Origin of the sequence: Tabrizicola sp. YIM 78059 (assembly GCF_004959785.1) — a bacterium.
GTDB lineage: Bacteria > Pseudomonadota > Alphaproteobacteria > Rhodobacterales > Rhodobacteraceae > Tabrizicola > Tabrizicola caldifontis.
The window spans coordinates 321,805-346,619 of record NZ_SJZH01000003.1 but is presented as its reverse complement, the minus strand read 5'-3'; the positions used below and the strand labels follow the sequence as shown (position 1 = coordinate 346,619).

The following is a 24,815-nucleotide window of genomic DNA, read 5'->3' as shown; positions in this document are numbered from 1 at the left end:
AGCAAGATGGGCCGTGACCCCCGCCTGTCAATGGGTCTATACCAGTCGGCCCCAGAGGTCGTAGTCGCCGGCCTCGTCCACCTCGACGGTCACGATGTCGCCCGGGGCGAGGCCGTCGAAGCCCTCGTCGATGAAAAGGTTGCCGTCGATCTCGGGAGCGTCGGCCATCGTGCGGCAGGTGGCGCCTTCGTCGTCCACCTCGTCCACGATCACAGATAGCACTTTGCCAACCTTCGCGGCAAGTTTCGCCGCCGAAATTGCCTGCGCCTTTTCCATGAAGCGATCAAATCGTTCCTGCTTCACTTCGGGGGCCACATGGTCCGGCAGGTCGTTCGACCGCGCGCCCTTCACGTTCTCGTACTGGAAGCAGCCCACGCGATCCAGTTGCGCCTCGTCCAGCCAGTCCAGCAGAGTCTGGAACTCTTCCTCGGTCTCGCCCGGATAGCCGACGATGAAGGTGGACCGCAGCGTCAGCTCGGGGCAGATGGCGCGCCACGCGGCGATCTCGTCCAGCGTCCGCGCCGCCGCCGCCGGGCGGGCCATGCGTTTCAGCGTGTCGGGATGGGCGTGCTGGAAGGGGATGTCGAGGTAGGGCAGCACCAGCCCTTCCGCCATCAGCGGGATCAGGTCACGCACATGGGGGTAGGGATAAACGTAGTGCAGCCGCACCCAGGCGCCGAGCTTGCCCATCTCGCGCGCGAGGTCGGTGATGTGCGCGCGGACCTCGCCGCCCTTCCACGGCGACAGGTCGTGCTTGCGGTCCACCCCATAGGCCGAGGTGTCCTGGCTGATGACCAGAAGCTCTTTCACACCTGCCTCGACCAGCTTTTCCGCCTCGCGCAGCACGGCATGGGCCGGGCGGCTGACCAGACGGCCGCGCATGTCGGGGATGATGCAGAAGCGGCACTTGTGATTGCAGCCTTCGGAAATCTTCAGATAGCTGTAATGGCGCGGCGTCAGCTTCACGCCCGAGGCGGGCAGGAGGTCGATGAACGGGTGCGGTGCGGGCGGCACGGCGGCATGGACGGCATCCAGCACCGCCTCGTACTGATGCGGGCCGGTCACGGCCAGCACCTTCGGATGCGCCCCGGTGATATACTCGGGTTCCGCCCCCAGACAGCCGGTCACGATCACCCGGCCGTTTTCCTGCAGGGCCTCGCCGATCGCCTCCAGGCTTTCCGCCTTGGCGCTGTCGAGGAAGCCGCAGGTGTTCACGATCACCGCATCCGCGCCCTGATAATCGGGGCTGATCGCATAGCCTTCCGCGCGCAGCCGGGTCAGGATACGCTCGCTGTCCACCAGCGCCTTGGGGCAGCCGAGGCTGACCATGCCGATGGTCGGCTGGGCCGTTCCGTCAGATCTGGTGCGACGGGTGTCGGGCACCTGGGCGCGGGCAAGGTCGGGGCGAAGGAGGGGCGGGTTTTGTGACATGGGCCGCCTTATACGGTGCAGGCGCTACCGTGGAAAGGTGCCAGAGCGCCGGGGGGGGCGAACGGCTCTCGGCCATTTGATGCCGTGGGGTGAGGTCCGGCTTGGCAGCAGGGTGCGGTGGGGCATAAACTTCGAAGCAAAACCATAAAATCCAGGAGGCGGGCATGCGCTGGATCATCCGCATAGGAGCCGGGCTGGCGGTTCTGGTCCTGCTGGCGCTGGGTCTCATGGCGATGGTGCCTTCGGAACGGGTCGCCGCCGCGCTGTCGGCGCAATTCGAGGGCATGACGGGCCGCAAGCTGGTGCTGGAGGGCGAGATCCGCCCGCGCCTCTGGCCGGTGCTGGGGGTGACGACCGGCCCGGTCAGCATTGCCAATGCCGACTGGGCCGAAGGCGCGGCGCCGCTTTTCCGTGCTGAAAGCCTGGCGGTCGAGGTGAACCTTTCGGCGCTGCTGGGGGGGGAGGTTCGGATCACCGGACTGGTGGCCGAGCGGCCCGAGATCAACCTGGAGCGCGCGCCTGACGGGCGTGAGAACTGGGTCTTCGGTGGCGGCGAGGCTGCCGGGGCCGGCGCGGTGCCTGCCCCGGCGACGGGCTTCACCCTGGATCGTGGCACGGTTCGCAACGGCAGCCTGCGGTTTGCCGACCGGCAGTCGGGCCGGTTGGTGGCACTGGATGATGTCGATGCGGTGCTGAACGTCCCCGATTATGCCGGCCCCTTCACATTGACCCTCAGCGCACTGTCGGGCGGTCAGGCGGTGGGGCTGGACCTGAAGGGCGGGGTCTTCTCGGCCTTCGCCGCAGGGCGGGTGGTGCCGGTCACGCTGGGCCTGACCGCAGGAAGCACCAGGATCGGTTTCGAGGGGCGTGCCGGTCTTGCCCCACTGGCCGCAGATGGAGCGCTGACGGCGAACCTGGCAGACCTTCCTGCCCTGGGGCAGCTGATCGGCAGCGACCTGTCGCGCCCCGGGCCGGGGCTGGGACAGGACCGGCTGACGGTCACGGGCCAGCTGACGCTGGACGGCACCGGCGCGGCCTTCCTGCGCGAGGCCGAGATCGTGGCAGACCGGAACCGTATCACCGGTGACCTTGACCTGCGGCCTGGCGAGGCACGGCCAAAGCTCTCGGGCACGGTGACTGCCGGGCCAATCATGATCGGCGCCGTCAGGGACGCAGCGCCGGAGGGGGCGCAGACGCCGGGTTGGCCCGAGGACAGGATCGATGTCAGCGCCCTTGGCCTGCTGGATGCCGATGTCGCGTTTTCGGCACCATCTCTGGATCTGGGTGCCCTGAAGCTGGGCGAGACCCGCGGCCGCGTCACCGTGGATCGGTCCCGCGCCGTGTTCGAGATCCGGCAGATGGTGGCGTACGGCGGTCAGGTGACCGGCGATTTCGTGGTGAACGGGCGCGGCGGATTGTCGGTCGGCGGCCGGCTCTCGCTTGCCGGGATGCAGACCCAGCCGCTTCTGTCCGATCTTGCCGGGTGGGACCGGCTGATCGCGACCGGGGATGTGCAGCTGCAATTCCTGGGCGTCGGCAACTCTGTCGCCGAGATCATGGCAGGGCTCAAGGGCGAGGGGGCGCTGGAACTGGGCAAGGGGGAACTCCGGGGCCTTGATATTGCGGGGATGCTGCGGACGCTGGACGCGGGGTATGTGGGCGAAGGCCAGCGGACGATCTTCGATGCTCTGGCCGGCACCTTCACCATCGAGGGCGGTGTCCTGTCGAACAGCGACCTGAAGCTGGTGGCGCCCTACCTTACCGCATCGGGCGCGGGCAAGATCGGGCTGGGCGCGCGTGAGCTGGATTATCGCATCCGGCCCACGGCCTTGGCAGCCGAGGACGGGACGGGCGGAGTGATGGTGCCCCTCTTGATCACCGGGCCCTGGTCCGACCCGAGCTATCGGCTTGATCTGGAAAGCATCGCGCGCGAGCGGATGGAGGCCGAGGCAAAGGCGGCAGAGGAACGTGCCAGGGCGGCAGCAAAGGCCGCGGAAGAACGCGCCCGTGCCGAACTGGAAGCCCGCCTGAAACAGGAGCTGGGCGTCGAGATCGCCCCGGGCGAATCGGCCGCAGACGCCGCCATCCGCCGCGCGCAGGAAGCCCTGGAAGACGAGGCACGCCGCGCGCTGGAAGAGATCCTGAACGGGAACTGAACGCCCTTGGGCGTTAACGAACGGCTCGCCCCCCCTGCCGGCTTCCGTCTGGCATCTGTCTGGCAGGTAGCTGGCTTTCGCGGGCGTTAACCTTTTCGTCGCAGGATGGCGGCCGCACAGGAGACCGCCCATGCCCGACCTTCGGAAACTGACCCCGCGCCAGGCCGCCCAGATGACCTACATGATGGACGTGATGCGGCACCCGAAATGGGACCTGCACAACTCCATCGAGATGACGGGCCGCATCCCGGCGGAGTGGCACGAGATCGCGCAGAAGCGGCCGACAAGCGGGAAGGAGAAGGTGACGCTGCGGCTGGAGGCGGATGTGCTGAAGTTCTGCCGGTCGATGGGGCCGGACTATGGGCCGCGGATCAACGACGTCCTGCGCAGCTACATGCACGCCCGGCTGGCGGGGGTGATCCGGGGGGCGGAGACGATTTCCCATTACCGCAACCGGGGGGCCCATGACGGGCCGAAGCCGGGGTTCGAGGGGGAGGAGGGGAAGCCGGTCGAGGCGGACCGGGTGGCGCTGCAGGAGGCGTTGCAGCGGCGGTATGCGGAGGAGGGTCCGCCGGAGGTGGAGGCGTTAAGACCGTGGGTGAGGTGATGGGTAAGGAATGGCGCTTGCGAGCACGCACCCTACGCTTGCTGACGTTCTGGGACTGCTTGACGACAAACAGCGAACGCCTCCTAGCCGGTGCCGCCGGCGACGTGGTGATCGCCGACGCGACGGGCGGCAGTGCAGTGACGAGTTCCGTCATCGGCGGCGCGTCCCGCTTGGTTTAAGGGGTGGGGTGCGTGAAACCCATTGCACCGGAGAACGTCATTTAGGCAGGAGGTGGCTTGGCACACGCAATATGCGTTGCCGCATTGCTTATTCTTGATTGGCGGAAAAATTCTCAATACCCTTGGTTAAGGGACTAAGTTGCTTGGATATCCGACAAAGAACCTGAGGGCGAATGTGACTATAGACGAAGCAAAGGATTGCCTCCAAGCTGGAGGTTTTGCACTTGTAGATGTGTCTCGTCTGCCAAATGGTACGGGTAGCAAGTTGACCCTCGCCAATGGGGCAATCGTTAATGTGTACGATAGCGGAAAGGTAGTTGTCCAAGGTAAGAACCAGGATCCAGTGAAGGTCTGCTTGGGTCTTGGGGTAGAGCAAAAAGTAGTGGCAGCTGCGCCTGCCAACGGTGGTCCGAAGCCGGTTCTCAGCAAGGTGTTTGTCGTTTATGGCCATGACATGGCTTCTCGTACTGAACTTGAAGCCATGCTGAGACGCTGGAAGCTTGAGCCGCTTATTCTGGACCAGCTACCGAATGAAGGGCAAACCATCATCGAAAAACTCGAGAAGGCGACAGGTGAAGCTAAATTTGCGATAGTCTTGGCGACACCCGATGACGAGGGACATCGCGCAGGTCATGAAGACGAGAAGGCATTCCGAGCAAGGCAGAACGTGGTGCTTGAACTTGGTATGATGCTCACACTGCTTGGTCGCAAGAATGTTGCAATCCTCATGAAGCAGCAGGATAATATGAAAAGGCCCTCAGACATTCAGGGCCTCATATACATTCCGTTCAAGGATAACCTGCAAAAAGATGCTGGACCCCTACTAGCAAAGGAAATGAGCGCGCAAGGCTATCCTATTGCGGTAAAGGACCTCTAATAAAGACTTGCTATCAGGTGGTCAAATCACTTCCATTCGGAAGGCTGCAATCCCAATGAGTGCAGCCGCGCCTCACCCATCCATCTTCAAAGCCGAGATGAACGCCTCCTGCGGGATCTCCACCTTCCCGAACTGGCGCATCTTCTTCTTGCCGGCCTTCTGCTTCTCCAGAAGCTTCTTCTTCCGGGTCGCATCACCGCCATAGCACTTCGCCGTCACGTCCTTGCGCATCGCTGAAATGGTCTCGCGCGCGATCACCCGTCCGCCGATGGCCGCCTGGATCGGGATTTTGAACATATGGCGCGGGATCAGGTCCTTCAGCTTCTCGACCATCGACCGGCCGCGGGCCTCGGCGCGGTCGCGGTGGACCATCATCGCCAGCGCATCCACGGGTTCGTCGTTCACCAGGATCGACATCTTCACCAGATTGTCCTCGCGGTAGCCGCTGATCTGGTAGTCGAAGCTCGCGTAGCCCTTGGTCACCGATTTCAGCCGGTCGTAGAAGTCGAAGACCACTTCGGCGAGCGGCAGGTCGTATTCAACCATCGCCCGGTTGCCCGCATAGGTCAGGTTCAGCTGGATGCCGCGGCGGTCCTGACAAAGCTTCAGGATGTCGCCCAGATATTCGTCCGGCACCATGATCGTGGCCTTGATCCGCGGCTCCTCGATATGGTCCACGTAGGTCAGGTCGGGCATGTCGGCGGGGTTGTGGAGGTCGCGGACCTCGCCGTCCTTCATGTGCAGCTTGAAGACCACCGAAGGCGCGGTGGTGATGAGGTCAAGGTCGTATTCGCGTTCCAGCCGGTCGCGGACGACCTCGAGGTGGAGAAGGCCGAGGAAGCCCATGCGGAAGCCGAAGCCCAGGGCGGCCGAAGTCTCCATCTCGTAGGTGAAGGAGGCGTCGTTCAGCGCAAGCTTCTCGATCGCGTCGCGCAGCGCCTCGAAGTCGTTGGCGTCCACCGGAAAGAGACCGCAGAAGACGACCGGGACCGAGGGTTTGAAGCCGGGAAGCGGCGCGTCGCAGGGCCGCTTCTCGTGCGTGATCGTGTCGCCCACGCGCGTGTCGCGGACCTGCTTGATCGAGGCGGTGAAGACGCCGATCTCGCCGGGGCCAAGCTCCTCGATGTCCACCATCTGCGGCTTCAGGACGGCGAGCTTGTCGATGCCATAGACCGCGCCGGTCTGCATCATCTTGATCCGGTCGCCCTTGCGGATCACCCCGTCCACGACCCGGATCATCACGACGACGCCGAGGTAGGCGTCATACCAGCTGTCCACCAGCATGGCCTTGAGGGGCGCGTTGGCATCACCCTTCGGCGGCGGCAGGCGGTGGACGATGGCTTCCAGCACGTCGGGGATGCCGAGACCGGTCTTGGCGGAAATCGGGATCGCGTCACTGGCGTCGAGGCCGATCACGTCCTCGATGTTCTGCTTGACCCGCTCGGGTTCGGCCGCCGGCAGGTCGATCTTGTTCAGGACGGGTACGATCTCGTGCCCCGCGTCCAGCGCCTGATAGACGTTGGCCAGCGTCTGTGCCTCGACGCCCTGGGAGGCGTCCACGACCAGCAGCGATCCCTCGACCGCGCGCATGGAGCGGGAGACCTCGTAGGCAAAATCCACATGGCCGGGGGTGTCGATCAGGTTCAGGATATAGGTCTTGCCGTCCTTCGCGGGGTATTCGATGCGGACGGTGTTGGCCTTGATCGTGATGCCGCGTTCGCGCTCGATGTCCATCGAGTCCAGCAGCTGGGCCTTCATGTCGCGTTCGGCCACCGTGCCCGTCATCTGGATCAGGCGGTCGGCCAGCGTGGATTTGCCGTGGTCGATATGCGCCACGATGGAGAAGTTGCGGATGCGGTCGAGCTCGATCATGGGGCGCGTATAGCCTGAGCCGAGGTGCCGCGAAAGGGGGGGCTCCTCATGCGGTTTCGGCTTCTCGTCCCAGCGGGCGCGCCGGCTGAGGTGCTGGCAGGAAGGGGAAATGCCGACCGATGCGGCAGAGTGTCTCACGTTTTCGTGTGGGCCAGGATGCTTCCGGCCCCCGGGGCACCGGATGTTGTGGCAGGGGCCGCTCGGGTCCGCGAGGAATTGCGCCGATCGGCCGGTTTTCGCCAAGCCCATGGCAAGGTTGAAAAAAAGTCTTGGTGCGGTCATAGTTTCCATAGGAAAACGACCGGAGCGGAGGGGGGCTTGCCCGTCTGTCGGCCCGGCAACAGAGGCAGAGCATATGAAGATCCATATCCTTGCAGTCGCGGTGGCGACCAGCGTCTCGATGATGTCCGCCGCCGTATGGGCCGGTCCGATCCAGCGGGCCTGCATGGCATCAGACCGCGGCGGCAACAGGGCCCTTTGCAGCTGCATCCAGCAGGCGGCGGACATGACATTGTCGGGTGCCGATCAACGGCGGGCGGCGAAGTTCTTCCGCGATCCCGATCTTGCCCATGCGACCTGGGTGTCGCAGACCAAGGCGGACGATGCCTTCTGGGAGCGTTACAAGACCTTCGGCCAGACAGCCGAGGCCTATTGCGGCCGCTGAACCCGCTGGCAGGCGGGAAGACCGCGCGCGCCACTTCTTCGGCTTGCAGGCAAGCCGATCGCCGTGAGTGCCCAGTTCATGGATATCGGTGCCGATCGCATGGATCGGGTCCGTGACATGGATCGGGCCGTTCCCGATCCTTCGGCGCAATCGGCGTCAGGGGCTTCCGGAACGCAGATGCCGGCATGGTTCGGGTTGCACCTCTGGGCACGGGTCAGGTGTGTACCAAAGATCACCGACGGGACAAGGACGCTGCTTGCTTCCTTATCAAGGCGACATGACGGGAAGGGGCGGCCGTGATTCCCGCACAGTCAACCGGGAAGTGCGCCTTTGGTCTCCGGAGGGCGCGAAGCCGCCCATGCGAAAGGGCCCCGCCTTCGACCGGAAGACGGGGCCCTATTACGTGATTGCGATGGCTCAGGCGCCAGCCTGGGCCTTGGCGATCTCTTTCTTGATCTTCAGCGCGGCGGGCGAAAGATCCTCGTCCCTGGCCTTGGCCAGATAAGCGTCAAGACCGCCCCGGTGATCGACCGAGCGCAGGCCGGCTGCCGAAACACGCAGCTTGAACGACTGCCCCAGCACGTCCGAGATCAGCGTAACCTCGTTCAGGTTCGGCAGGAACCGGCGGCGGGACTTGTTGTTGGCGTGGGAGACGGTGTTGCCCGTCATCGGTCCCTTGCCGGTGAGTTCGCAGACGCGCGACATTGCGGTGTTCCTTCGATTCGTCAAAAGCGGGGGAAGGCGGGGAATCCCCGGCCCTCGAATGCGATTGGGGGCGTTTACGGGGAACGCGCGCCAAGGTCAAGCGGGAAGGCGCGCGATCCGGCCGGTCCTGAGCTTAGCGCCCAAGCAGCCGCAGCATCTCTGCCGCCGCGGCCTCGGGGGTAAGCGCGCCCTCGGCCACCCGGTCGCCGAGGCTGGCCATCAGACCCTTTTGCGGCTCGCGCGAAAGCGCGGCCAGAAGGCCCTGGCGCACCTCTTCCTCGAACCAGTGGCGGGCCTGGGCGGCGCGGGTGCGGTCCCAGTGGCCGTGTTCCTTGCGCCAGGCGACCAGCGTCTGCATCGCCTCCCAGGCGGCGTCCAGCCCGTCGTCGGCCAGAGCCGAGACCGGCAGCGCCTTGGGGAAGCCCGGTGGATCCTGCGGGCGGCGGCGCAGGAGTTGCAGCGCCCCGGCATAGTCGGCCACCGTGCGCAGAGCGGCGGGTTTCAGGTCGCCGTCGGCCTTGTTGACCAGGATCAGGTCGGCCATCTCCATGATCCCGCGTTTCACGCCCTGCAACTCGTCCCCGCCCGCCGGGGCGAGGAGGAGGAGGAAGAGGTCGGAGAGTTCCGCCACCACGGTTTCCGACTGGCCGACGCCCACCGTCTCGATCAGCACCACGTCGAAGCCCGCGGCCTCGCACAAGGCCACCGCCTCGCGCGTGCGGCGTGCGACGCCGCCGAGTTGGCTTTGGCTGGGCGAGGGGCGGATGAAGGCGCGCGGGTCGCGCGAGAGCCGTTCCATTCGCGTCTTGTCGCCGAGGATCGAGCCGCCGGAGCGCGCCGAGGAGGGATCGACCGCCAGCACGGCGACCTTGAGGCCCTGCCCGGTCAGCATCAGGCCGAAGGTTTCGATGAAGGTGGACTTGCCGACGCCCGGCGTGCCGGACAGCCCGATGCGCAGCGCCTCGCGCCTCGGTTCGCGCAGCGCGTCCAGCAGCGCCAGCGCCTGTGCCCTGTGGTCGGGGCGGGCGCTTTCGACCAGCGTGATCGCACGGGCAAGCGCCCGGCGGTCGCCGTTACGGATCAGTCGGGCGCGGTCTGCGGTGTCCATGCCGGCTTTGTGCCGGATCGGACCAGACTTGGCGAGGGGCGGCCAGAAGTTTTTTGCGTCGAATGGCTGTGGCAACAGGGTCTTGCCTTGCCGCAGGATGCGCCGGTGGGCCCGCTCTGCCACCCTCAGGGGGCGGGGCTACAGAAATCCGCGCCAGACCAGCACGGCGATGACCGCGACGATCAGGAACAGGATGCCGTAGCCGACAAAGCCCACCATGCCGGCAATCGTTTCCTTCCGGCGACTGGCGGGGTCGATGGCGGTCAGGTGGCGCACGCAGGCGTCATAGGCTTCAGCTACCGCGCCCATGTCGATCTGGCCCAGAAGCTTTGGGTTCTGCGCCCGTTCGGCCGAAACAGCCAGAAGTTCGGCCCCCTCGCGCACTCGCCTGGGCAGCAGCCGCCCGCCGCGGCGCAGTTTTGCCGCCAGATCGCGCCCGCTCACGGCCAGGCGCTCTTCAAGAAGCTGCGCCACCCGATCGGCCATCTGCTGGATCGCAACCGCGCTCATGCCTGACCCTCCTGGTTCGGTTGTGAAGCTAAGGCCAAGGCAGGCGCTATTCAACCGGTCTGGTCACGCCACACCGACAGGGCTAGACAGTCGCCATGCTTGCCACGATCCGCCATCCGGCCGCTGCGTCCCTTGCCCCGACCCTGGTGATTGCCCATGGCCTGTACGGTTCGGGGCGGAACTGGGGGGTGATCGCGCGCCGGCTGGCCGACCGCCGGGATGTCGTGGCAGTGGACATGCGCAACCACGGCGACAGCCCGCGCTTTCCGGTGCATGGCTATCCCGAGATGGCAGCCGACCTGGCAGAAGTCATAAGGGCCATCGGCGCACCTGTCGATCTGCTGGGGCATTCGATGGGGGGGAAAGCGGCAATGCAGCTGGCGCTGACGCAGCCGGGGCTGATCCGGCGGCTGATCGTCGCCGATATCGCCCCGGTGGCCTACGAACATGACCAGACGCGCCATGCCCGCGCCATGGCCTCTCTGGATCTGACACGCATCACCTCGCGCGCCGAGGCCGATGCCGCACTTGCCGCGGCGGGGGTGGGGGATCCGGCGCTGCGGGCCTTCTTCCTGCAATCGCTGGATCTGCGCCAGCACCCGCCGCGCTGGAAGCTGAACCTGGAAGTTCTGGAAGCCGAGATGCCGAAGATCGTCGGCTGGCCCGGCACACAGGGGCGCTTCGACGGACCCGTGCTGTTCCTGACCGGGGCGGAAAGCCCCTATGTCCGCCCCGAGCACCGCGAGACGATCCGGGCCCTGTTCCCAAAGGCGCGTTTTGCAAGGATCCCCGGCGCAGGGCACTGGCTGCACGCCGAGAAGCCGCGTGAATTCGAGGAAACCGTCAGGGTCTTCCTGGACACCTAGAACTGCGCCGAACCGCCTGCACAGTGCAGCAGGCGCCCGCCAGCTCGCGTGATGCAGGCAGCAGGGCAGAATGAGACGGGTCGCTGCCGCCCTCTCGCCGTTCCTGACGGAATGGGGAATGCACCTTTTGGCCGCTGCTGCGCCTTGCCTCGGGCCGGCTCAGGTCTGGATCTGCCGGGCGACGAACCAGCTGACCGGCAAGGCGAGGATCGCCCCCGCCGCCGCTGCCCCGACGATTGGCCATAGCGTGACGTAGCCAAGGGACAGGACCAGTATGACCCCTGACCCGGCCATCGCCACGCCAATCATGGAAAACAGGATCATCATCAGGCGCATTGCGGAACCCTTCTGCGATTGATGCCTGTGCCGAAACTGGCGGGGCCCGGTCAGGCATGCCTTGATCCCGATCAAGTTTCCGCGAGGAGGTGCCCCCTCGTGCGGCACATCGCCGTCAGGCGGTCGCCAGCACCATGCACAGTGCCTCTGGCGACAGCGGGACTGGGTTTCCCTTCATCGACGAGGCCGAGCAGGCCGCCTCGGCAACCCGGGCATGGTCGCTTGCGGCGAGGCCCAGCTCGGCAAGGCCGGGCAAGCCGGCTCCCCGCGCCCAGGACTGAAGCGCAAGGGGCGCGGCCTCGACCGAGCAGCCAAGTTGCGTGGCAATGATGGAACAGACCTCGTCCAGCCGCGCCCGGGCCGCGCCCGTTGCCGCTGCCCGGTTCGCGGCCAGGACCGGGCCAAGCAGCGCGCCGCAGATCACGCCATGGGCTGCGCCGGTCATCCCGCCGATCACGCCCGCCAGCCCGTGCACCGCGCCCAGCCCTGCATTGGCCAGCGCCAGCCCGCCGCACAAGCTGACCCAAGCCATGCGATCCCGCGCCTCGGCCTCTTCGCCCCGCATCAGGCGCATCAGCGCCTGCATCCCGGTGGCGATGGCGGGCCGCGCCAACGCATCGGTGTAGGGTGTGGCCTTGAGCGAGACATAGGGCTCGATAACCTGCGTCACGGCGTCGAGGCCCGAGGCCAGAGTCACCGTCCGCGGGCAACCGTCCGTCAGCGCCGGATCGACGATGGCCAGCCGCGCCACCATCCGGTCGTCGCGGAGGCTGACCTTGCGGCCCAGATCAGGCAAGCCGATGACCGCGTTCTTCGTTACCTCGGCTCCGGTTCCAGCCGTGGTAGGCAGCGCGACGTAGGGCAAGGGGTTGGCGGTCAGCGGCAGGCCCTTGCCCACAACCTCAAGATGCTCCATCGGCCCGTCGGGGGCGGGGATCAGCGCCGCCAGCGCCTTGCCGAGGTCCAGCGCCGCCCCGCCCCCCAGCGCGACCACACAATCCGGCCGGTGCGCGCGCGCGGTGGCAAGGGCGGTCTGAAGGTCGGCCAGCGTGGGTTCGCCCGCACAAGGCAGGGCCAGCGTATCCGGCCCCAGGGCCGTCACCAGCCAGGCCGCCCGGGCAGGGTTTGCGCCATGGATCACCAGAACGCGCGCGCCTAGGGCGCGGATCAGGTTCGGGGCCTTCGCTGCCTCGCCCCGGCCAAAGAGGATGCGACCGGGCGCTGTGATGCCGAAGGGGGTCATACCGACATCGTGGCGGCGATGGCCTTGCGCCAGCGGGCGTATTTAGCGTCGCGGGTGGCGGCGTCCATCGCGGGTTCGAACCGGCGGTCGAGCGCCCAGGATTTTGCGAACTCCTCCGGCCCGCCTGCCACGCCCGCCTGCATTGCGGCAAGGTAGGCCGCGCCTAGGGCTGTCGTCTCGGTCACCTTCGGCCGGTCCACCGGGGCGCCCAGGATGTCGGCCAGGAACTGCATGGTCCAGTCGCTGGCGGTCATCCCGCCATCAACCCGCAGGACGCCCTGCGCTTCGGTGCCCCAGTCGGCGCGCATCGCTTCCAGCAGGTCGCGGGTCTGGTAGCCCACGCTTTCCAGCGCCGCGCGCGCGAATTCTGCGGGGCCGGAGTTGCGGGTCAGCCCGAAGACAGCGCCCCGGCAGTCGGGCCGCCAGTAGGGCGCGCCAAGCCCGGTGAAGGCGGGGACAAGGATCACGCCCTGCGCCTCTTCGGCGGCTTCGGCAAGGGGCTGGGTCTCTTTCGCATCTCGGATGATCTTCAGCCCGTCGCGCAGCCACTGGACCACGGCGCCGGCGATGAAGATCGAGCCTTCGAGCGCGTAGGTCGGCTTGCCCTTCAGCTGGTAAGCGATGGTGGTCAGCAGTCGGTTTTTCGAGGGCACCCTGTCCCGCCCTGTGTTCAGCAGGGCAAAGCAGCCGGTGCCGTAGGTTGACTTCATCATGCCGGGGCTGAAGCAGGCCTGGCCCACGGTTGCCGCCTGCTGGTCGCCCGCAACGCCAAGGATCGGGATCTCGCGGCCGAAAAGATCGGGCCGGGTGGTGCCGAAATAGGCGGCGCAGTCCTTCACCTCGGGCAGGAGGGCCATGGGCACTCCCAGAAGCCGGCAGATGTCTGCGTCCCAGCGGCCTTCGGCGATGTTGTAAAGCATGGTCCGCGAGGCGTTTGTGGCGTCGGTAGCATGCACCTTGCCGCCGGTCAGGTTCCAGATCAGCCAGCTGTCCACCGTGCCGAAGGCAAGCTCGCCCCGCTCGGCCCGGGGGCGGGCGTCTTCGACATTGTCAAGCAGCCACTTGACCTTGGTGCCCGAGAAATAGGGGTCAAGCAGCAAGCCCGTGCGTTCGGTGATCATGGCCTCGTGCCCGGCGGCCTTGAGATCGGCGCAGGTCTCGGCGGTTCGGCGGTCCTGCCAGACGATGGCGGGGTGGATCGGCTGGCCGGTGGCGCGATCCCAGATCAGGGTCGTCTCGCGCTGGTTGGTGATGCCGATGGCGGCAATGTCGGTGGCCTTGATCCCCGCCTTCTCGATCGCGGCCCGCGCAGTTGCCGCGACGGTGGACCAGAGATCGGCCGGGGCATGTTCCACCCAGCCGGGGCTGGGGTAGTGCTGGGCGAATTCCTCCTGCGCGGTCGCGACCGGCCGCAGCGATGCATCGAAGAGGATCGCGCGGGAAGAGGTGGTGCCCTGATCGATGGCAAGGATGTGGGTCATGGGGCGAGCCTGCGGAAAGCTGCGTCCACGCGGGACAGACAGGTAGGGTCGAGCGATTTCAAGCGCTTGCCCGTAGGCAGCCAGAAAACCTTAACGGTTGTCCGATGCCCGGCGCCAGCGGCTTGGGCAAGAATTTTCGAAAATTCTTGCCAAATTTCTTGCAAGAAACTTGGCGCGGGCGGCGCCATGCGGCACCGCCCGCCCCGGAAGGCTTACTGCCAGGACTTGATCAGCTCGTCATAGCTGATGGTCTTGGGCTCTTCGTCCTCGTTCTCGAGCTTCGCGACCGGGGCGCCGGGGGCATCAAGCCAGACCTGCGGATCCTGCGGCTCGTTCAGCTTCGGGCCGATGTCGCCCTGCACGCCAGAGCGTTCCAGACGTTCCAGCACCTTCTCCTGCTCGGCGCAGAGTGCATCCAGCGCCTCTTGCGGGGTCTTGGCCCCCGACATGGCGTCGCCGATGTTCTGCCACCACAGCTGGGCCAGCTTCGGATAGTCCGGCACGTTCGTCCCGGTCGGCGACCAGCGCACCCGGTCGGGAGAGCGGTAGAACTCGACCAGACCGCCAAGCTGTGGTGCGCGGTCGGTGAAGCTCTGGTGCTGGATGGTCGATTCGCGGATGAAGGTCAGGCCGACATGGGACTTCTTCACGTCCACGGTCTTCGAGGTGACGAACTGGGCGTAAAGCCAGGCCGCCTGGGCGCGGTCCACCGGGGTGGACTTGAGCAGGGTCCAGGACCCGGCGTCCTGATAGCCGACCTTCATGCCTTCCTTCCAGTACACGCCATGCGGCGAGGGGGCCATGCGCCACTTGGGCGTGCCGTCCTCGTTCATCACCGGCAGGCCGGGCTTGACCATGTCAGCGGTGAAGGCGGTGTACCAGAACATCTGCTGCGCGATCGAGCCCTGCGCCGGAACCGGACCGGCCTCGCCGAAGGTCATGCCTTGCGCTTCCGGCGGCGAGTACTTCTGCAGCCACTCGATCGCCTTGGTCACGGCATAGACCGCCGCCGCGTCGTTGGTCGCGCCGCCGCGGGCCACGCAGGATCCGACGGGACGCGAATTCTCGTCCACGCGGATGCCCCATTCATCGACCGGCAGGCCGTTCGGCTCGCCGATGTCGCCCATGCCGGCCATCGACATCCAGGCATCGGTGTAGCGCCAGCCGAGGCTGGGATCCTTCTTGCCGTAGTCCATGTTGCCATAGACGCCGGTCGCCGGACCGCCGATGTAGGACATGTCGCGGCCGGTGAAGAATTCGGCGATGTCCTCATAGGCCGACCAGTTCAGCGGCACGCCAAGGTCATAGCCATACTTGGCCTTGAAGTCCTCCATGGTCTTGGGGTCGGTGAACCAGTCGTAGCGGAACCAGTAGAGGTTTGCGAACTGCTGGTCGGGCAGCTGGTAGATCTTGCCGTCCGGCCCGGTGGTGAACTTGATGCCGATGAAGTCGTTGATGTCGAGGTTGGGGTTGGTGACGGCCTTGCCCTCGTTCGCCATCCAGTCGGTCAGGTTGTAGGCCTGCTGATAGCGCCAGTGGGTGCCGATCAGGTCGCTGTCGTTGATGTAGGCGTCATAGATGTTCTCGCCCGACTGCATCTGCGTCTGCAGTTTTTCCACCACGTCGCCTTCGCCGATCAGGTCATGGGTGACCTTGATCCCGGTGATCGCGGTGAAGGCCGGGGCCAGCACCTTGGATTCGTATTCGTGGGTGGTGATGGTCTCCGAGACCACCTTGATCTCCATGCCCGCATAGGGCTTGGCGGCGTCGATGAACCACTGCATCTCCGCTTCCTGTTCGGCGCGGGAAAGGCTGGACAGATCGCCGATCTCGGCATCGAGGAAGGCTTTCGCCGCCTCCATGTCGGCCCAGGCGGGGGCCTGCATGGCCATGAGCGCAAGCGCCATGGCCGTTGCGGTTGTGCGAAGTCTCATCGTGATTCCTCCCAGAATGTTGAGACGTTTCGGTTGTGGCCCCGGGCGATTCTGTCTCCTCCGCCCGAGGGTCTTGCTTTCCCCACTAGACCCAGCGGAAAACCGCTGCGGCATAGGCGAGGCAGAGGATGAGCGCGCCCCACAGTGCGTCGGGGCCCGCAACGTAGAGCCAGCCAAGATGGATGAAGGCCGAACCCAGAAGCGTGATGAACAGCCGGTCGCCGCGCGTTGTCTCGATCCGCAGGATGCCGACACGCGGGGTTTCCGGAAAGCGGATGGCAAGCAGCGTCATCACGATCAGCAGCGCCGCGATGCACCAGAAGAAGAGGGCGACCGGAAAGGTCCAGGCCATCCAGAAGCCGGGGATCAGCTGGCCGGTCCATTCCTTCGCCCCGTCCTTCACTGGCACGGCGGCATAGAGCACAGCAAGGATGGCCAGCATGATCGCCGCGATGACAAGGTAGATCACAGTCCAGCGGGATGCGGTCATGGTCACACCCTCCCCAGGGCGAAGCCCTTGGCGATGTAGTTGCGGACGAAGTAGATCACCAAGGCGCCTGGCACGATGGTCAGGACGCCGGCGGCTGCGAGCACCCCCCAATCCATGCCAGAGGCAGAGACCGTGCGGGTCATGGTGGCGGCGATCGGCTTGGCGAAGGTCGTGGTCAGCGTGCGGGAAAGCAGCAGTTCCACCCACGAGAACATGAAGCAGAAGAAGGCGGCGACGCCGATCCCGCTGGCGATGAGCGGCATGAAGATCTTCACGAAGAAGGTCGGGAAGCTGTAGCCGTCGATGTAGGCGGTCTCGTCGATTTCCTTCGGGACGCCGCGCATGAAGCCTTCCAGGATCCAGACGGCCAGCGGCACGTTGAACAAGCAGTGCGCCAGGGCCACGGCGATATGGGTGTCGATCAGGTTCATCGCCGAATAGAGCTGGAAGAAGGGCAGCGCGAAGACGGCCGGCGGCGCCATGCGGTTTGTCAGCAGCCAGAAGAACAGGTGCTTGTCGCCCATGAAGCTGTAGCGGCTGAAGGCGTAGGCCGCAGGCAGCGCGACGGTGATCGAGATGACCGTGTTCAGCACGACATAGATCAGGCTGTTGACATAGCCCATGTACCAGCTGGGGTCGGTCAGGATGACCATGTAGTTGCGGAAGGTCAGGTTCTGCGGCCAGAGCGTGAAGGACGAGGTGATCTCGGTGTTCGTCTTCAGGCTCATGTTCACCAGCCAGTAGATCGGCACCAATAGGAACAACAGGTAGATCGTCATCACGATGGCATTGGACCGGATGCGCATCAGCGGGCCTCCTCGCGGTCGAGGTTGGTCATCACGGTGTAGAAAACCCACGAGATCAGCAGGATGACCAGGAAGTACATGATCGAGAAGGCGGCGGCGGGGCCCAGGTCGAACTGGCCTGTGGCCATCTTCGCCAAGTCGATCGACAGGAAGGTGGTCGAGTTGCCCGGACCGCCACCGGTGACGACGAAGGGCTCGGTGTAGATCATGAAACTGTCCATGAAGCGCAACAGGATGGCGATGAGCAGGACGCCCTTCATCTTCGGCAGCTCGATGTAGCGGAACACGGACCAGCGCGTGGCCTGGTCGATCCTGGCGGCCTGATAATAGGCCTGCGGAATCGACTGCAGCCCGGCATATGCCAGAAGCGCCACCAGCGAGGTCCAGTGCCAGACATCCATCACGATGACGGTGATCCAGGCATCCAGCGGGTCATTGGTGTAGTTGTAGTCGATGCCCATGCCTTGCAGCGCCCGCCCGAGAAGGCCGATGTCCACCCGGCCGAAGATCTGCCAGATCGTGCCGACCACGTTGAACGGGATCAGAAGCGGCAGGGCCATCAGGACGAGGCAGAGGCTGGCCCAGAAGCCCTTCTTCGGCATGTTCAGGGCGATGAAGATGCCAAGGGGCACCTCGATCGCCAGGATGATGAGCGAGAACATCACCTGCCGGCCCAGCGCCGCGCGCAGGCGTTCGGAATGGATCATGTCATCGAACCATTCGATGCCGGTCCAGAAGAACTGGTTGTTTCCGAACGTGTCGTTGAAGGCATAGTTGACCACCGTCATCAGCGGCAGCACGGCCGAGAACGCGACCAGCACCAGCACCGGCAGGACGAGGAGCCAGGCCTTGTTGTTCTGGGTCTTTTCCATGGCTCAGCCCCCCGCCGGCGCAACGCGCCAGTCGTTCGCGTAGACGTTTATCTTTGCCGGCGGGAAGCCGGCGCGCGCCTCGGCTGGCACGCTCATGCCTTCGGGCAGGATCGCGTTCAGCGGCTGGCCCTGGAACTCGGCCCGGACGATCCGGTGGCGGCCCACGTCCTCGACGCGTTTCACCTTTACCGGCAGCCCCTCGTCAGAGATGGTCACATAGTCCGGGCGAATGCCGATCTGGGTACGGCCCGTCATTGGACCATAGGTCGCGCCAAGGGCGATCTTCGCGCCTTGCACGCTCGCCTCGGATCCTGAAATCTCAGCGTCCAGCAGGTTCATCCCAGGCGAGCCGATGAAATAGCCCACGAAGGTATGCGCCGGGGTCTCGAACAGATCCTCGGGGGTGCCCATCTGCACCACGCGGCCGTCGTGCATCACCACGACCTTGTCGGCGAAGGTCAGCGCCTCGGTCTGGTCATGGGTGACGTAGATCATCGTATGGCCGAATTCGCGGTGCAGCGACTTCAGCTGGGTGCGCAGTTCCCATTTCATGTGCGGGTCGATGACGGTCAGCGGCTCGTCGAAGAGGATCGCGTTCACGTCCTCGCGCACCATGCCGCGGCCGAGACTGATCTTCTGCTTGGCATCCGCAGTCAGCCCGCGCGCCTTGCGGGTCAGCATGTCCTCCATCCCGATCATGCGGGCGATCTGGTCCACCCGGCGGGCGATGTAGGCCGCGTCCATCCCCCGGTTGCGCAGGGGGAAGGCAAGGTTGTCGCGCACGGTCATCGTGTCGTAGACGACCGGGAACTGGAACACCTGGGCGATGTTGCGTTCGGTCGTCGGCGCGTCGGTCACGTCGCGGTCGCCGAACAGAACCCGGCCCTGACTGGGGCGCAGCAGGCCCGAAATGATGTTCAGAAGTGTGGTCTTGCCACAGCCCGAGGCGCCCAGGAGCGCATAGGCCCCGCCGTCCTCCCAGACATGGTCCATTTCCTTCAGCGCGAAATCGGCCTCGCTGGCCGGGTTCGGCAGGTAACTGTGCGCAAGGTTCGAAAGCGTGATCCGGGACATGTCACACCGCCATCGCGTAAGGGGCTGGCGCCGCAAGGCGGCCCGTTTGGTCGAACAGATAGACATGCGCCGGATCGACATAGACCGAGGCCCGGGTGCCTGCGTCCATCGGATGCACTCCGTGCACAAGCCCGACCCAGCGGTCCGCGCCATGGTCCAGATGCAGGAAGGTTTCCGACCCGGTGATCTCGGTTGCGCCGATCGTGCAGCGGAATTCCACCGCGTCGCCGGAATGGCGGTTCAGCGTGACATGGTTCGCCCGGAAGCCGGCCAGATAGCTGCCGTCGGCAAGGTCACGCGCGGCACCTGTGGCCGGGGCATGGGCAGTCTCGCCAAAGGTCAGGCGGGAGGCTTCCTTCCGGCAGGAGACGAAGTTCATGGGTGGGTCGCTGAAGACGCGCGCCGTGGTGGAATCGCCCGGCAGCCTGTAGACCTGCGGCGTCGGCCCGAACTGTGTGACCCGGCCTTCCCAAAGGGTGGCGGTGTTGCCGCCAAGGAGCAGCGCTTCTTCCGGCTCGGTCGTGGCATAGACGAAGATCGCGCCCGAGGCCTCGAAGATGCGCGGGATCTCGACCCGCAGTTCCTCGCGCAGCTTGTAGTCCAGGTTCGCCAGTGGTTCATCCAGCAGCACCAGACCCGCGCCCTTGACCAGCGCCCGCGCCAGGGCGCAGCGTTGTTGCTGGCCCCCGGACAGTTCCAGCGGCTTGCGGGTCAGCATGGGGGTCAGGCGCAGCATTTCCGCCGTTTCGCGCACCGCGCGGTCGATCTGGTCCTTGGGCCGGCCCATCAGCCGCAGGGGCGAGGCTATGTTGTCGTAGACCGTCATCGCCGGATAGTTGATGAACTGCTGGTAAACCATCGCCACCTTGCGGTCTTGCACGCGCACGCCGGTCACGTCGCGGCCTTCCCAGTGGACACGTCCCGTGGTCGGCTGGTCGAGCCCGGCCATCAGCCGCATCAGGCTGGTCTTGCCGGACAGGGTCGGACCAAGCAGCACGTTCATCGTGCCGTTCTGCAGGGTCAGATCGGTCGGGTGGATATGCACCCTGCCCGCCACCGACCGTGAGACCCCTTTCAGTTCAAGCGTCATTCCAGTCCCCTATTCCGCCGCCGGGCTGACTGCCCGGCCCGCGTCCGCCCCGACCTGTCCGGCCATGAAACGGTCGAGTTCTTCGATCTGTTCGGCCGTCATCCGCAGCCCCAGCTTCGAGCGGCGCCAGACGACGTCGGCGGCGGTCACCGCCCATTCCTGCGCCATCAGCCATCGAACCTCGGCTTCGGTCAGGGTGGCGCCGAAATCCCGGCCCAGCGCCTCGGCGCTGCCCGCGTTGCCCAGGATGGTGAAGGCTTCGGTCCCGTAGGCACGGATCATCCGGCCTGCCCAGTAATCGGTCAGGAACGGATACCGCCCCTTCAGCTTTGCGGTCAGTGCGGCCACACCGTCATGCGGAAAATCGCCGCCCGGAAGCGCCATGCGGGCGGTCCAGGCGGAAGTCGCCTTCGGGAAGAAGGGTGCAAGCTTCGCCAGGGCAGATTCGGCCAGACGGCGGTATGTGGTGATCTTGCCGCCGAACACGTTCAGAAGGGGCGCGCCGTTGCGGTCGAGGCTGAGCACATAGTCGCGCGTGGCCGCGGTGGCCGATTTGGCCCCGTCGTTGTACAGCGGCCGGACACCGGAATAGGTCCAGACCACATCCTCCTTCGTCACGGGATTGGCGAAGTACTGGCTGGCGAAGGCCAGAAGGTAGTCGCGCTCTTCGTCGGTGCAGCGGGCATCCCCGGGCGCGCCCTGATGGTCCTTGTCGGTCGTGCCGATCAGGGTGAAGTCCTGCTCGTAGGGGATGGCAAAGATGATCCGCCCGTCGGTTCCCTGGAAAAAATAGCAGCGGTCATGGTCGAAAAGCCGGCGCGTCACGATGTGCGAGCCGCGCACCAGCCGTACGCCTTCCGACGAATTGATCCGGGCAACATTGCGGATCACCTCTTCGACCCACGGCCCGCCGGCATTGACCAGGACGCGCGCCATGTGCTCCTGCCGACCGTGCGGGCCTTCGGTGGTGACGTGCCACAGATCGTCCCGGCGTTCCGCGCTGACCACGCGGGTCCGGGTCAGGATCCGCGCCCCACGCATGGCCGCGTCGCGGGCGTTCAGCACAACAAGGCGCGAATCCTCCACCCAGCAGTCGGAATATTCGAACGCCTTGCGAAACCCGGGTTTCAGGGGCCTGCCGGCCGGATCCCGCGTCAGGTCCAGCGTGCGGGTCGGTGGCAGGATCTTCCGTCCGCCCATCGTGTCGTAGAGGAAGAGCCCCAGCCGGATCAGCCAGTCGGGCCGACGCCCCCTGGCCCAGGGCATCACCCAGCCCAGAAGCCGCGATGTAGGCGTGTCGCTGTCGAAGCGCATGTCCGGCGACAGGGGCAGGACGAAGCGCATGGGCCAGCTGATGTGCGGCATGGCGACCAGCAGCGTCTCGCGTTCCTCCAGCGCCTCGCGCACCAGGCGGAACTCGAAATATTCCAGATAGCGCAGGCCCCCGTGGAAAAGCTTGGTCGAAGCAGAAGAGGTGCCCTGGGCCAGATCACCCTGTTCGGCCAAAGTCACCGTCAACCCGCGGCCAGTCGCGTCGCGCGCGATGCCGCAGCCGTTGATTCCGCCCCCGATGATGAAGAGGTCGCTTGCGACCCCTGCCGATACGTCTGTCACGCGGGTTCCTCCCCGGGCACAACCTGTGCCGATCGTCACGATTCCGTCAACCCAGAATTTTTCGTTTACGCGCGCTTTTTTCCAAAACGAACATCTACGCGCAAACTATTGTGGAAAATGCTGCAAGTGCAGCGGGATTCTTCTGCAAACGCAAGAAAGCGAAAATGTCACAGCCCAACAAAGCCGCTGACAGGTGCGCCGGGACGTGGCAGAAAGCAAAAGCGCGGGATACGAAGGGAAGGGAACGTGGCTCTCAACTTCCGTCAGACGGAAATCCTGGAACTCGCCCGGGCCGAGGGGCGCGTCATGGTCGAGGATCTTGCCCAGCGCTTTGATGTGACCTTGCAGACCATCCGGCGCGATCTGTCCGACCTGGCCGATGCGGGGCATCTGGACCGGGTGCATGGCGGGGCGGTGCTGCGAACGGGCGTGGCGAACATCGGCTACGAGGCGCGGCGGCGGATGAACGAGGGCGCCAAGGCCGCCATTGCCAAGGCCTGCGCGGCGGCGATCCCGGACAATTGCAGCCTGATCCTGAACCTCGGCACCACGACCGAGGCGGTGGCGCGTGAGCTGCTGAGCCATCGCAACATTACCGTCATCACCAACAACATGAACGTGGCGAACACGCTGGTCGCCAATCCGGGCTGCGAGATCGTTGTGGCAGGCGGTGCGCTGCGGCGCACTGATGGCGGGCTGGTGGGCGAGCTGACCACCCAGTTCTTCGAACAGTTCAAGGTCGATTATGCCGTCATCGGGGTGTCGGCCCTGGACCGTGACGGCGACCTGCTGGATTTCGACCTGGCCGAGGTAAGGGTCTCGAAGGCGATCATCCGACAATCGCGCAAGGTGTTTCTGGTGGCGGATCATTCCAAGCTGGACCGGTCCGCCCCTGCGCGGCTGGCATCCCTGTCGGAAATCACCACGCTGTTCACCGACCAGCCCCTGCCGCAGGACCTCATGCGCAAGTGCGAAGCCTGGGGAACCGAGGTTCAGGTTGCCGGCTGAAGCCCCCTCATGCTTGTAGGCGGCGGCGGTGCGGACTAAACCCGTTGCCGAAACGGCAAGAGGCGGGTGGATGACTGATACCTCGCAAGCGGTCGAGGAACGGCCGAAGTCGAAGCGGCTGGGCGCGTTGCGGGGGTTGGCCCCCTTCCTGCGGCCCTATCGCGGGCTGGCGGCGCTGGCCGTGGTCGCGCTGATCCTGACGGCGGCGATCAGCCTGATCCTGCCCCTGGCCGTGCGCCGGGTGGTGGACGGCTTCAACGACGGCGATGCCGCCCTGCTGGACCAGTATTTCGGCGCCGCGCTGGTCATTGCGGCGCTTCTCGCGCTGGGAACGGGGCTGCGCTACTACCTGGTCACGCGGCTGGGTGAACGGGTGGTGGCCGACATCCGCAAGGCGCTGTTCGATCGGGTGCTGGGCATGTCGCCCGCCTTCTTCGAACGCATCCTGACCGGCGAGGTGCTGAGCCGGATCACCACCGACACCACGCTGATCCTGTCGGTCATCGGTTCTTCCGTCTCGGTCGCCTTGCGCAACCTGCTGATCCTGATCGGCGGGCTGGTCCTGCTGTTCCTGACCTCGGCCAAGCTGACGGGGCTGGTCCTGCTGATCGTGCCGGCGATCGTGGTGCCGATCGTCGTGCTGGGCCGCCGGCTGCGCCGGCTGTCGCGCGAAAACCAGGACTGGATCGCCAACTCTTCGGGCGCGGCTTCCGAGGCGCTTCTGTCGGTGCAGACGGTGCAGGCCTTCACCCATGAGGGGCCCACCCGGGCCACCTTCGCCGATGTGACCGAAAAAAGCTTCGTGAGCGCGAAGACGCGGATCAGGACACGCGCGGTGATGACTGTGATCGTGATCTTCCTGACCTTTGCGGGAATCGTCGGTGTCCTGTGGGTCGGTGCGCGCGACGTCCGGGCCGGGGCCATGAGCGTGGGCGAGCTGATCCAGTTCGTGATCTACGCGGTGATGGTGGCCGGTGCCGTGGGGGCACTGTCGGAAATCTGGGGCGAATTGCAGCGGGCGGCGGGTGCGACGGAACGCCTTGTCGAATTGCTGAACGCCGAGGACACCGTGCGCGATCCGGTGCGCCCGGTGCCTTTGCCCCGGCCGGTGCGCGGCGAGATCGCCTTTCAGGATGTGACTTTCCGCTATCCCGCCCGGCCCGAGGCCAGCGCGCTGAACGGGGTCAGCCTGCATGTGCGCCCGGGCGAGACGGTCGCGCTGGTCGGGCCTTCCGGGGCTGGCAAGACCACGATCCTGCAATTGCTGATGCGGTTCTACGATCCGCAGTCGGGCCAGATCACGCTGGACGGCATACCCCTGACCGACTTGGCCCGCGCCGATTTCCGCCAGGCCATCGCGCTGGTGCCGCAGGACCCGGTGATCTTTGCCGCCTCGGCGCGCGAGAACATCCGCTTCGGCCGTCCCGATGCCACGGATGCCGAGGTCGAGGCCGCCGCCCGCGCCGCCGCTGCGCATGACTTCCTGACCGCGCTGCCGCAGGGCTATGACAGCTGGCTGGGCGAACGCGGCGTGATGCTGTCGGGCGGGCAGAAGCAGCGGGTGGCCATCGCCCGCGCCATCCTGCGCGACGCGCCGATCCTGCTTCTGGACGAGGCGACCAGCGCCCTGGATGCGGAAAGCGAAGGCCTGGTGCAGGCGGCGGTCGAAAGACTTTCCGAAGGCAGGACGACGCTGGTGGTGGCGCACCGGCTTGCCACGGTCAAGCGGGCAGACCGGATCGTGGTCTTCGAGGGCGGCCGTATCGTGGCCCAGGGCACGCATGACGCCCTGGTAGCCGAAGGCGGGCTTTACGCGCGGCTGGCGCGGCTTCAGTTCACCGACGGCGCGGCCTGACGTTGCGTTTCCCGGCCGGGAAGCGGGGACAAAGCAG

General features: G+C 65.7%; 22 protein-coding genes. 7 read left to right on the top strand and 15 right to left on the bottom strand.

What is annotated here, in order from left to right:
• Positions 1–36: 36 nt before the first annotated feature.
• Positions 37–1,431, bottom strand: coding sequence for a 30S ribosomal protein S12 methylthiotransferase RimO (rimO, locus tag EZM81_RS06430; RefSeq protein WP_136645171.1), 1,395 nt, complete (start codon positions 1,429–1,431; stop codon positions 37–39).
• A 164-nt stretch (positions 1,432–1,595) separates the two neighbouring features.
• Here rimO and EZM81_RS06425 point away from each other — a divergent pair, with 164 nt between their 5' ends.
• From EZM81_RS06425 to EZM81_RS06410, 3 genes are all read left to right on the top strand, one after another.
• Positions 1,596–3,587, top strand: coding sequence for an AsmA family protein (locus tag EZM81_RS06425; RefSeq protein WP_136645170.1), 1,992 nt, complete (start codon positions 1,596–1,598; stop codon positions 3,585–3,587).
• Positions 3,588–3,717: 130 nt separating this feature from the next.
• On the top strand, positions 3,718–4,194 hold the full coding sequence (locus EZM81_RS06420; RefSeq protein WP_136645169.1) for a BrnA antitoxin family protein: 477 nt from the start codon (positions 3,718–3,720) through the stop codon (positions 4,192–4,194).
• A gap of 318 nt (positions 4,195–4,512) precedes the next feature.
• A complete protein-coding gene (locus EZM81_RS06410) occupies positions 4,513–5,250 on the top strand; it encodes a TIR domain-containing protein (RefSeq protein ID WP_248298143.1) in 738 nt (245 codons plus the stop codon).
• Positions 5,251–5,322: 72 nt separating this feature from the next.
• Here the strand turns inward: EZM81_RS06410 and lepA are convergent, their stop codons facing one another.
• Complete coding sequence (lepA, locus tag EZM81_RS06405; protein WP_135449286.1) at positions 5,323–7,122, bottom strand: translation elongation factor 4; 1,800 nt, start codon at positions 7,120–7,122, stop codon at positions 5,323–5,325.
• Between the two features lie 355 nt (positions 7,123–7,477).
• Between lepA and EZM81_RS06400 the strand changes: the two genes are divergently transcribed.
• The gene (locus EZM81_RS06400) at positions 7,478–7,786 is read left to right on the top strand and encodes a hypothetical protein (protein ID WP_135449284.1); all 309 of its coding nucleotides are present in this window, start codon (positions 7,478–7,480) and stop codon (positions 7,784–7,786) included.
• 417 nt (positions 7,787–8,203) lie between these two features.
• Here the strand turns inward: EZM81_RS06400 and rpmB are convergent, their stop codons facing one another.
• The 3 genes from rpmB to EZM81_RS06385 form a co-directional block, all read right to left on the bottom strand.
• Positions 8,204–8,491, bottom strand: a complete 288-nt coding sequence (gene rpmB, locus EZM81_RS06395) for a 50S ribosomal protein L28 (RefSeq protein WP_135449282.1) — start codon at positions 8,489–8,491, stop codon at positions 8,204–8,206.
• 133 nt (positions 8,492–8,624) lie between these two features.
• Positions 8,625–9,599: a methylmalonyl Co-A mutase-associated GTPase MeaB gene (meaB, locus tag EZM81_RS06390; RefSeq protein WP_136645168.1), complete on the bottom strand. Its 975-nt coding sequence runs from the start codon at positions 9,597–9,599 to the stop codon at positions 8,625–8,627.
• A 138-nt stretch (positions 9,600–9,737) separates the two neighbouring features.
• Positions 9,738–10,109 (bottom strand): hypothetical protein, encoded by a 372-nt coding sequence (locus EZM81_RS06385; protein WP_135449279.1) that lies wholly within the window; start codon positions 10,107–10,109, stop codon positions 9,738–9,740.
• A gap of 95 nt (positions 10,110–10,204) precedes the next feature.
• Between EZM81_RS06385 and EZM81_RS06380 the strand changes: the two genes are divergently transcribed.
• Positions 10,205–10,975: an alpha/beta fold hydrolase gene (locus EZM81_RS06380; RefSeq protein WP_135449277.1), complete on the top strand. Its 771-nt coding sequence runs from the start codon at positions 10,205–10,207 to the stop codon at positions 10,973–10,975.
• A gap of 159 nt (positions 10,976–11,134) precedes the next feature.
• Here the strand turns inward: EZM81_RS06380 and EZM81_RS18255 are convergent, their stop codons facing one another.
• The 10 genes from EZM81_RS18255 to glpD form a co-directional block, all read right to left on the bottom strand.
• Entirely contained in the window at positions 11,135–11,311 is a 177-nt protein-coding gene (locus EZM81_RS18255; RefSeq protein WP_169052322.1) for a hypothetical protein, read from the bottom strand.
• 115 nt (positions 11,312–11,426) lie between these two features.
• Positions 11,427–12,554 (bottom strand): iron-containing alcohol dehydrogenase, encoded by a 1,128-nt coding sequence (locus EZM81_RS06375; RefSeq protein WP_135449275.1) that lies wholly within the window; start codon positions 12,552–12,554, stop codon positions 11,427–11,429.
• The gene (glpK, locus tag EZM81_RS06370) at positions 12,551–14,035 is read right to left on the bottom strand and encodes a glycerol kinase GlpK (RefSeq protein WP_136645167.1); all 1,485 of its coding nucleotides are present in this window, start codon (positions 14,033–14,035) and stop codon (positions 12,551–12,553) included. Before glpK ends, EZM81_RS06375 begins: the two co-directional genes overlap by 4 nt.
• A gap of 212 nt (positions 14,036–14,247) precedes the next feature.
• Positions 14,248–15,969, bottom strand: a complete 1,722-nt coding sequence (locus EZM81_RS06365) for an ABC transporter substrate-binding protein (RefSeq protein WP_136645166.1) — start codon at positions 15,967–15,969, stop codon at positions 14,248–14,250.
• Positions 15,970–16,054: 85 nt separating this feature from the next.
• A complete protein-coding gene (locus EZM81_RS06360) occupies positions 16,055–16,459 on the bottom strand; it encodes a DUF2160 domain-containing protein (RefSeq protein WP_205909966.1) in 405 nt (134 codons plus the stop codon).
• Between the two features lie 2 nt (positions 16,460–16,461).
• Complete coding sequence (locus EZM81_RS06355; protein ID WP_135449269.1) at positions 16,462–17,265, bottom strand: carbohydrate ABC transporter permease; 804 nt, start codon at positions 17,263–17,265, stop codon at positions 16,462–16,464.
• Positions 17,265–18,137: a carbohydrate ABC transporter permease gene (locus tag EZM81_RS06350; protein WP_135449267.1), complete on the bottom strand. Its 873-nt coding sequence runs from the start codon at positions 18,135–18,137 to the stop codon at positions 17,265–17,267. Before EZM81_RS06350 ends, EZM81_RS06355 begins: the two co-directional genes overlap by 1 nt.
• Positions 18,138–18,140: 3 nt before the next feature.
• The gene (locus tag EZM81_RS06345) at positions 18,141–19,211 is read right to left on the bottom strand and encodes an ABC transporter ATP-binding protein (protein WP_135449264.1); all 1,071 of its coding nucleotides are present in this window, start codon (positions 19,209–19,211) and stop codon (positions 18,141–18,143) included.
• A gap of 1 nt (position 19,212) precedes the next feature.
• Positions 19,213–20,301 (bottom strand): ABC transporter ATP-binding protein, encoded by a 1,089-nt coding sequence (locus EZM81_RS06340; RefSeq protein ID WP_135449262.1) that lies wholly within the window; start codon positions 20,299–20,301, stop codon positions 19,213–19,215.
• A 9-nt stretch (positions 20,302–20,310) separates the two neighbouring features.
• Positions 20,311–21,915, bottom strand: a complete 1,605-nt coding sequence (gene glpD / locus EZM81_RS06335) for a glycerol-3-phosphate dehydrogenase (RefSeq protein ID WP_135449260.1) — start codon at positions 21,913–21,915, stop codon at positions 20,311–20,313.
• 246 nt (positions 21,916–22,161) lie between these two features.
• Here glpD and EZM81_RS06330 point away from each other — a divergent pair, with 246 nt between their 5' ends.
• The gene (locus EZM81_RS06330) at positions 22,162–22,923 is read left to right on the top strand and encodes a DeoR/GlpR family DNA-binding transcription regulator (protein WP_135449258.1); all 762 of its coding nucleotides are present in this window, start codon (positions 22,162–22,164) and stop codon (positions 22,921–22,923) included.
• Positions 22,924–22,993: 70 nt separating this feature from the next.
• On the top strand, positions 22,994–24,778 hold the full coding sequence (locus tag EZM81_RS06325; RefSeq protein WP_169052321.1) for an ABC transporter transmembrane domain-containing protein: 1,785 nt from the start codon (positions 22,994–22,996) through the stop codon (positions 24,776–24,778).
• The last annotated feature ends 37 nt before the right edge of the window (positions 24,779–24,815 follow it).

Excerpts from the sequence above, each read along its gene's own strand:
- lepA (WP_135449286.1), bottom strand. The coding sequence starts at position 7,122 with ATGATCGAGCTCGACCGCATCCGCAACTTCTCCATCGTGGCGCATATC.
- EZM81_RS06385 (WP_135449279.1), bottom strand. The coding sequence starts at position 10,109 with ATGAGCGCGGTTGCGATCCAGCAGATGGCCGATCGGGTGGCGCAGCTT.
- EZM81_RS06360 (WP_205909966.1), bottom strand. The coding sequence starts at position 16,459 with ATGACCGCATCCCGCTGGACTGTGATCTACCTTGTCATCGCGGCGATC.
- meaB (WP_136645168.1), bottom strand. The coding sequence starts at position 9,599 with ATGGACACCGCAGACCGCGCCCGACTGATCCGTAACGGCGACCGCCGG.
- EZM81_RS06380 (WP_135449277.1), top strand. The coding sequence starts at position 10,205 with ATGCTTGCCACGATCCGCCATCCGGCCGCTGCGTCCCTTGCCCCGACC.
- EZM81_RS06345 (WP_135449264.1), bottom strand. The coding sequence starts at position 19,211 with ATGTCCCGGATCACGCTTTCGAACCTTGCGCACAGTTACCTGCCGAAC.
- EZM81_RS18255 (WP_169052322.1), bottom strand. The coding sequence starts at position 11,311 with ATGCGCCTGATGATGATCCTGTTTTCCATGATTGGCGTGGCGATGGCC.
- rpmB (WP_135449282.1), bottom strand. The coding sequence starts at position 8,491 with ATGTCGCGCGTCTGCGAACTCACCGGCAAGGGACCGATGACGGGCAAC.
- EZM81_RS06420 (WP_136645169.1), top strand. The coding sequence starts at position 3,718 with ATGCCCGACCTTCGGAAACTGACCCCGCGCCAGGCCGCCCAGATGACC.
- EZM81_RS06365 (WP_136645166.1), bottom strand. The coding sequence starts at position 15,969 with ATGAGACTTCGCACAACCGCAACGGCCATGGCGCTTGCGCTCATGGCC.
- EZM81_RS06375 (WP_135449275.1), bottom strand. The coding sequence starts at position 12,554 with ATGACCCCCTTCGGCATCACAGCGCCCGGTCGCATCCTCTTTGGCCGG.
- EZM81_RS06350 (WP_135449267.1), bottom strand. The coding sequence starts at position 18,137 with ATGGAAAAGACCCAGAACAACAAGGCCTGGCTCCTCGTCCTGCCGGTG.
- EZM81_RS06400 (WP_135449284.1), top strand. The coding sequence starts at position 7,478 with ATGAAGATCCATATCCTTGCAGTCGCGGTGGCGACCAGCGTCTCGATG.
- glpK (WP_136645167.1), bottom strand. The coding sequence starts at position 14,035 with ATGACCCACATCCTTGCCATCGATCAGGGCACCACCTCTTCCCGCGCG.
- rimO (WP_136645171.1), bottom strand. The coding sequence starts at position 1,431 with ATGTCACAAAACCCGCCCCTCCTTCGCCCCGACCTTGCCCGCGCCCAG.
- EZM81_RS06425 (WP_136645170.1), top strand. The coding sequence starts at position 1,596 with ATGCGCTGGATCATCCGCATAGGAGCCGGGCTGGCGGTTCTGGTCCTG.
- EZM81_RS06355 (WP_135449269.1), bottom strand. The coding sequence starts at position 17,265 with ATGCGCATCCGGTCCAATGCCATCGTGATGACGATCTACCTGTTGTTC.
- EZM81_RS06325 (WP_169052321.1), top strand. The coding sequence starts at position 22,994 with ATGACTGATACCTCGCAAGCGGTCGAGGAACGGCCGAAGTCGAAGCGG.
- EZM81_RS06340 (WP_135449262.1), bottom strand. The coding sequence starts at position 20,301 with ATGACGCTTGAACTGAAAGGGGTCTCACGGTCGGTGGCGGGCAGGGTG.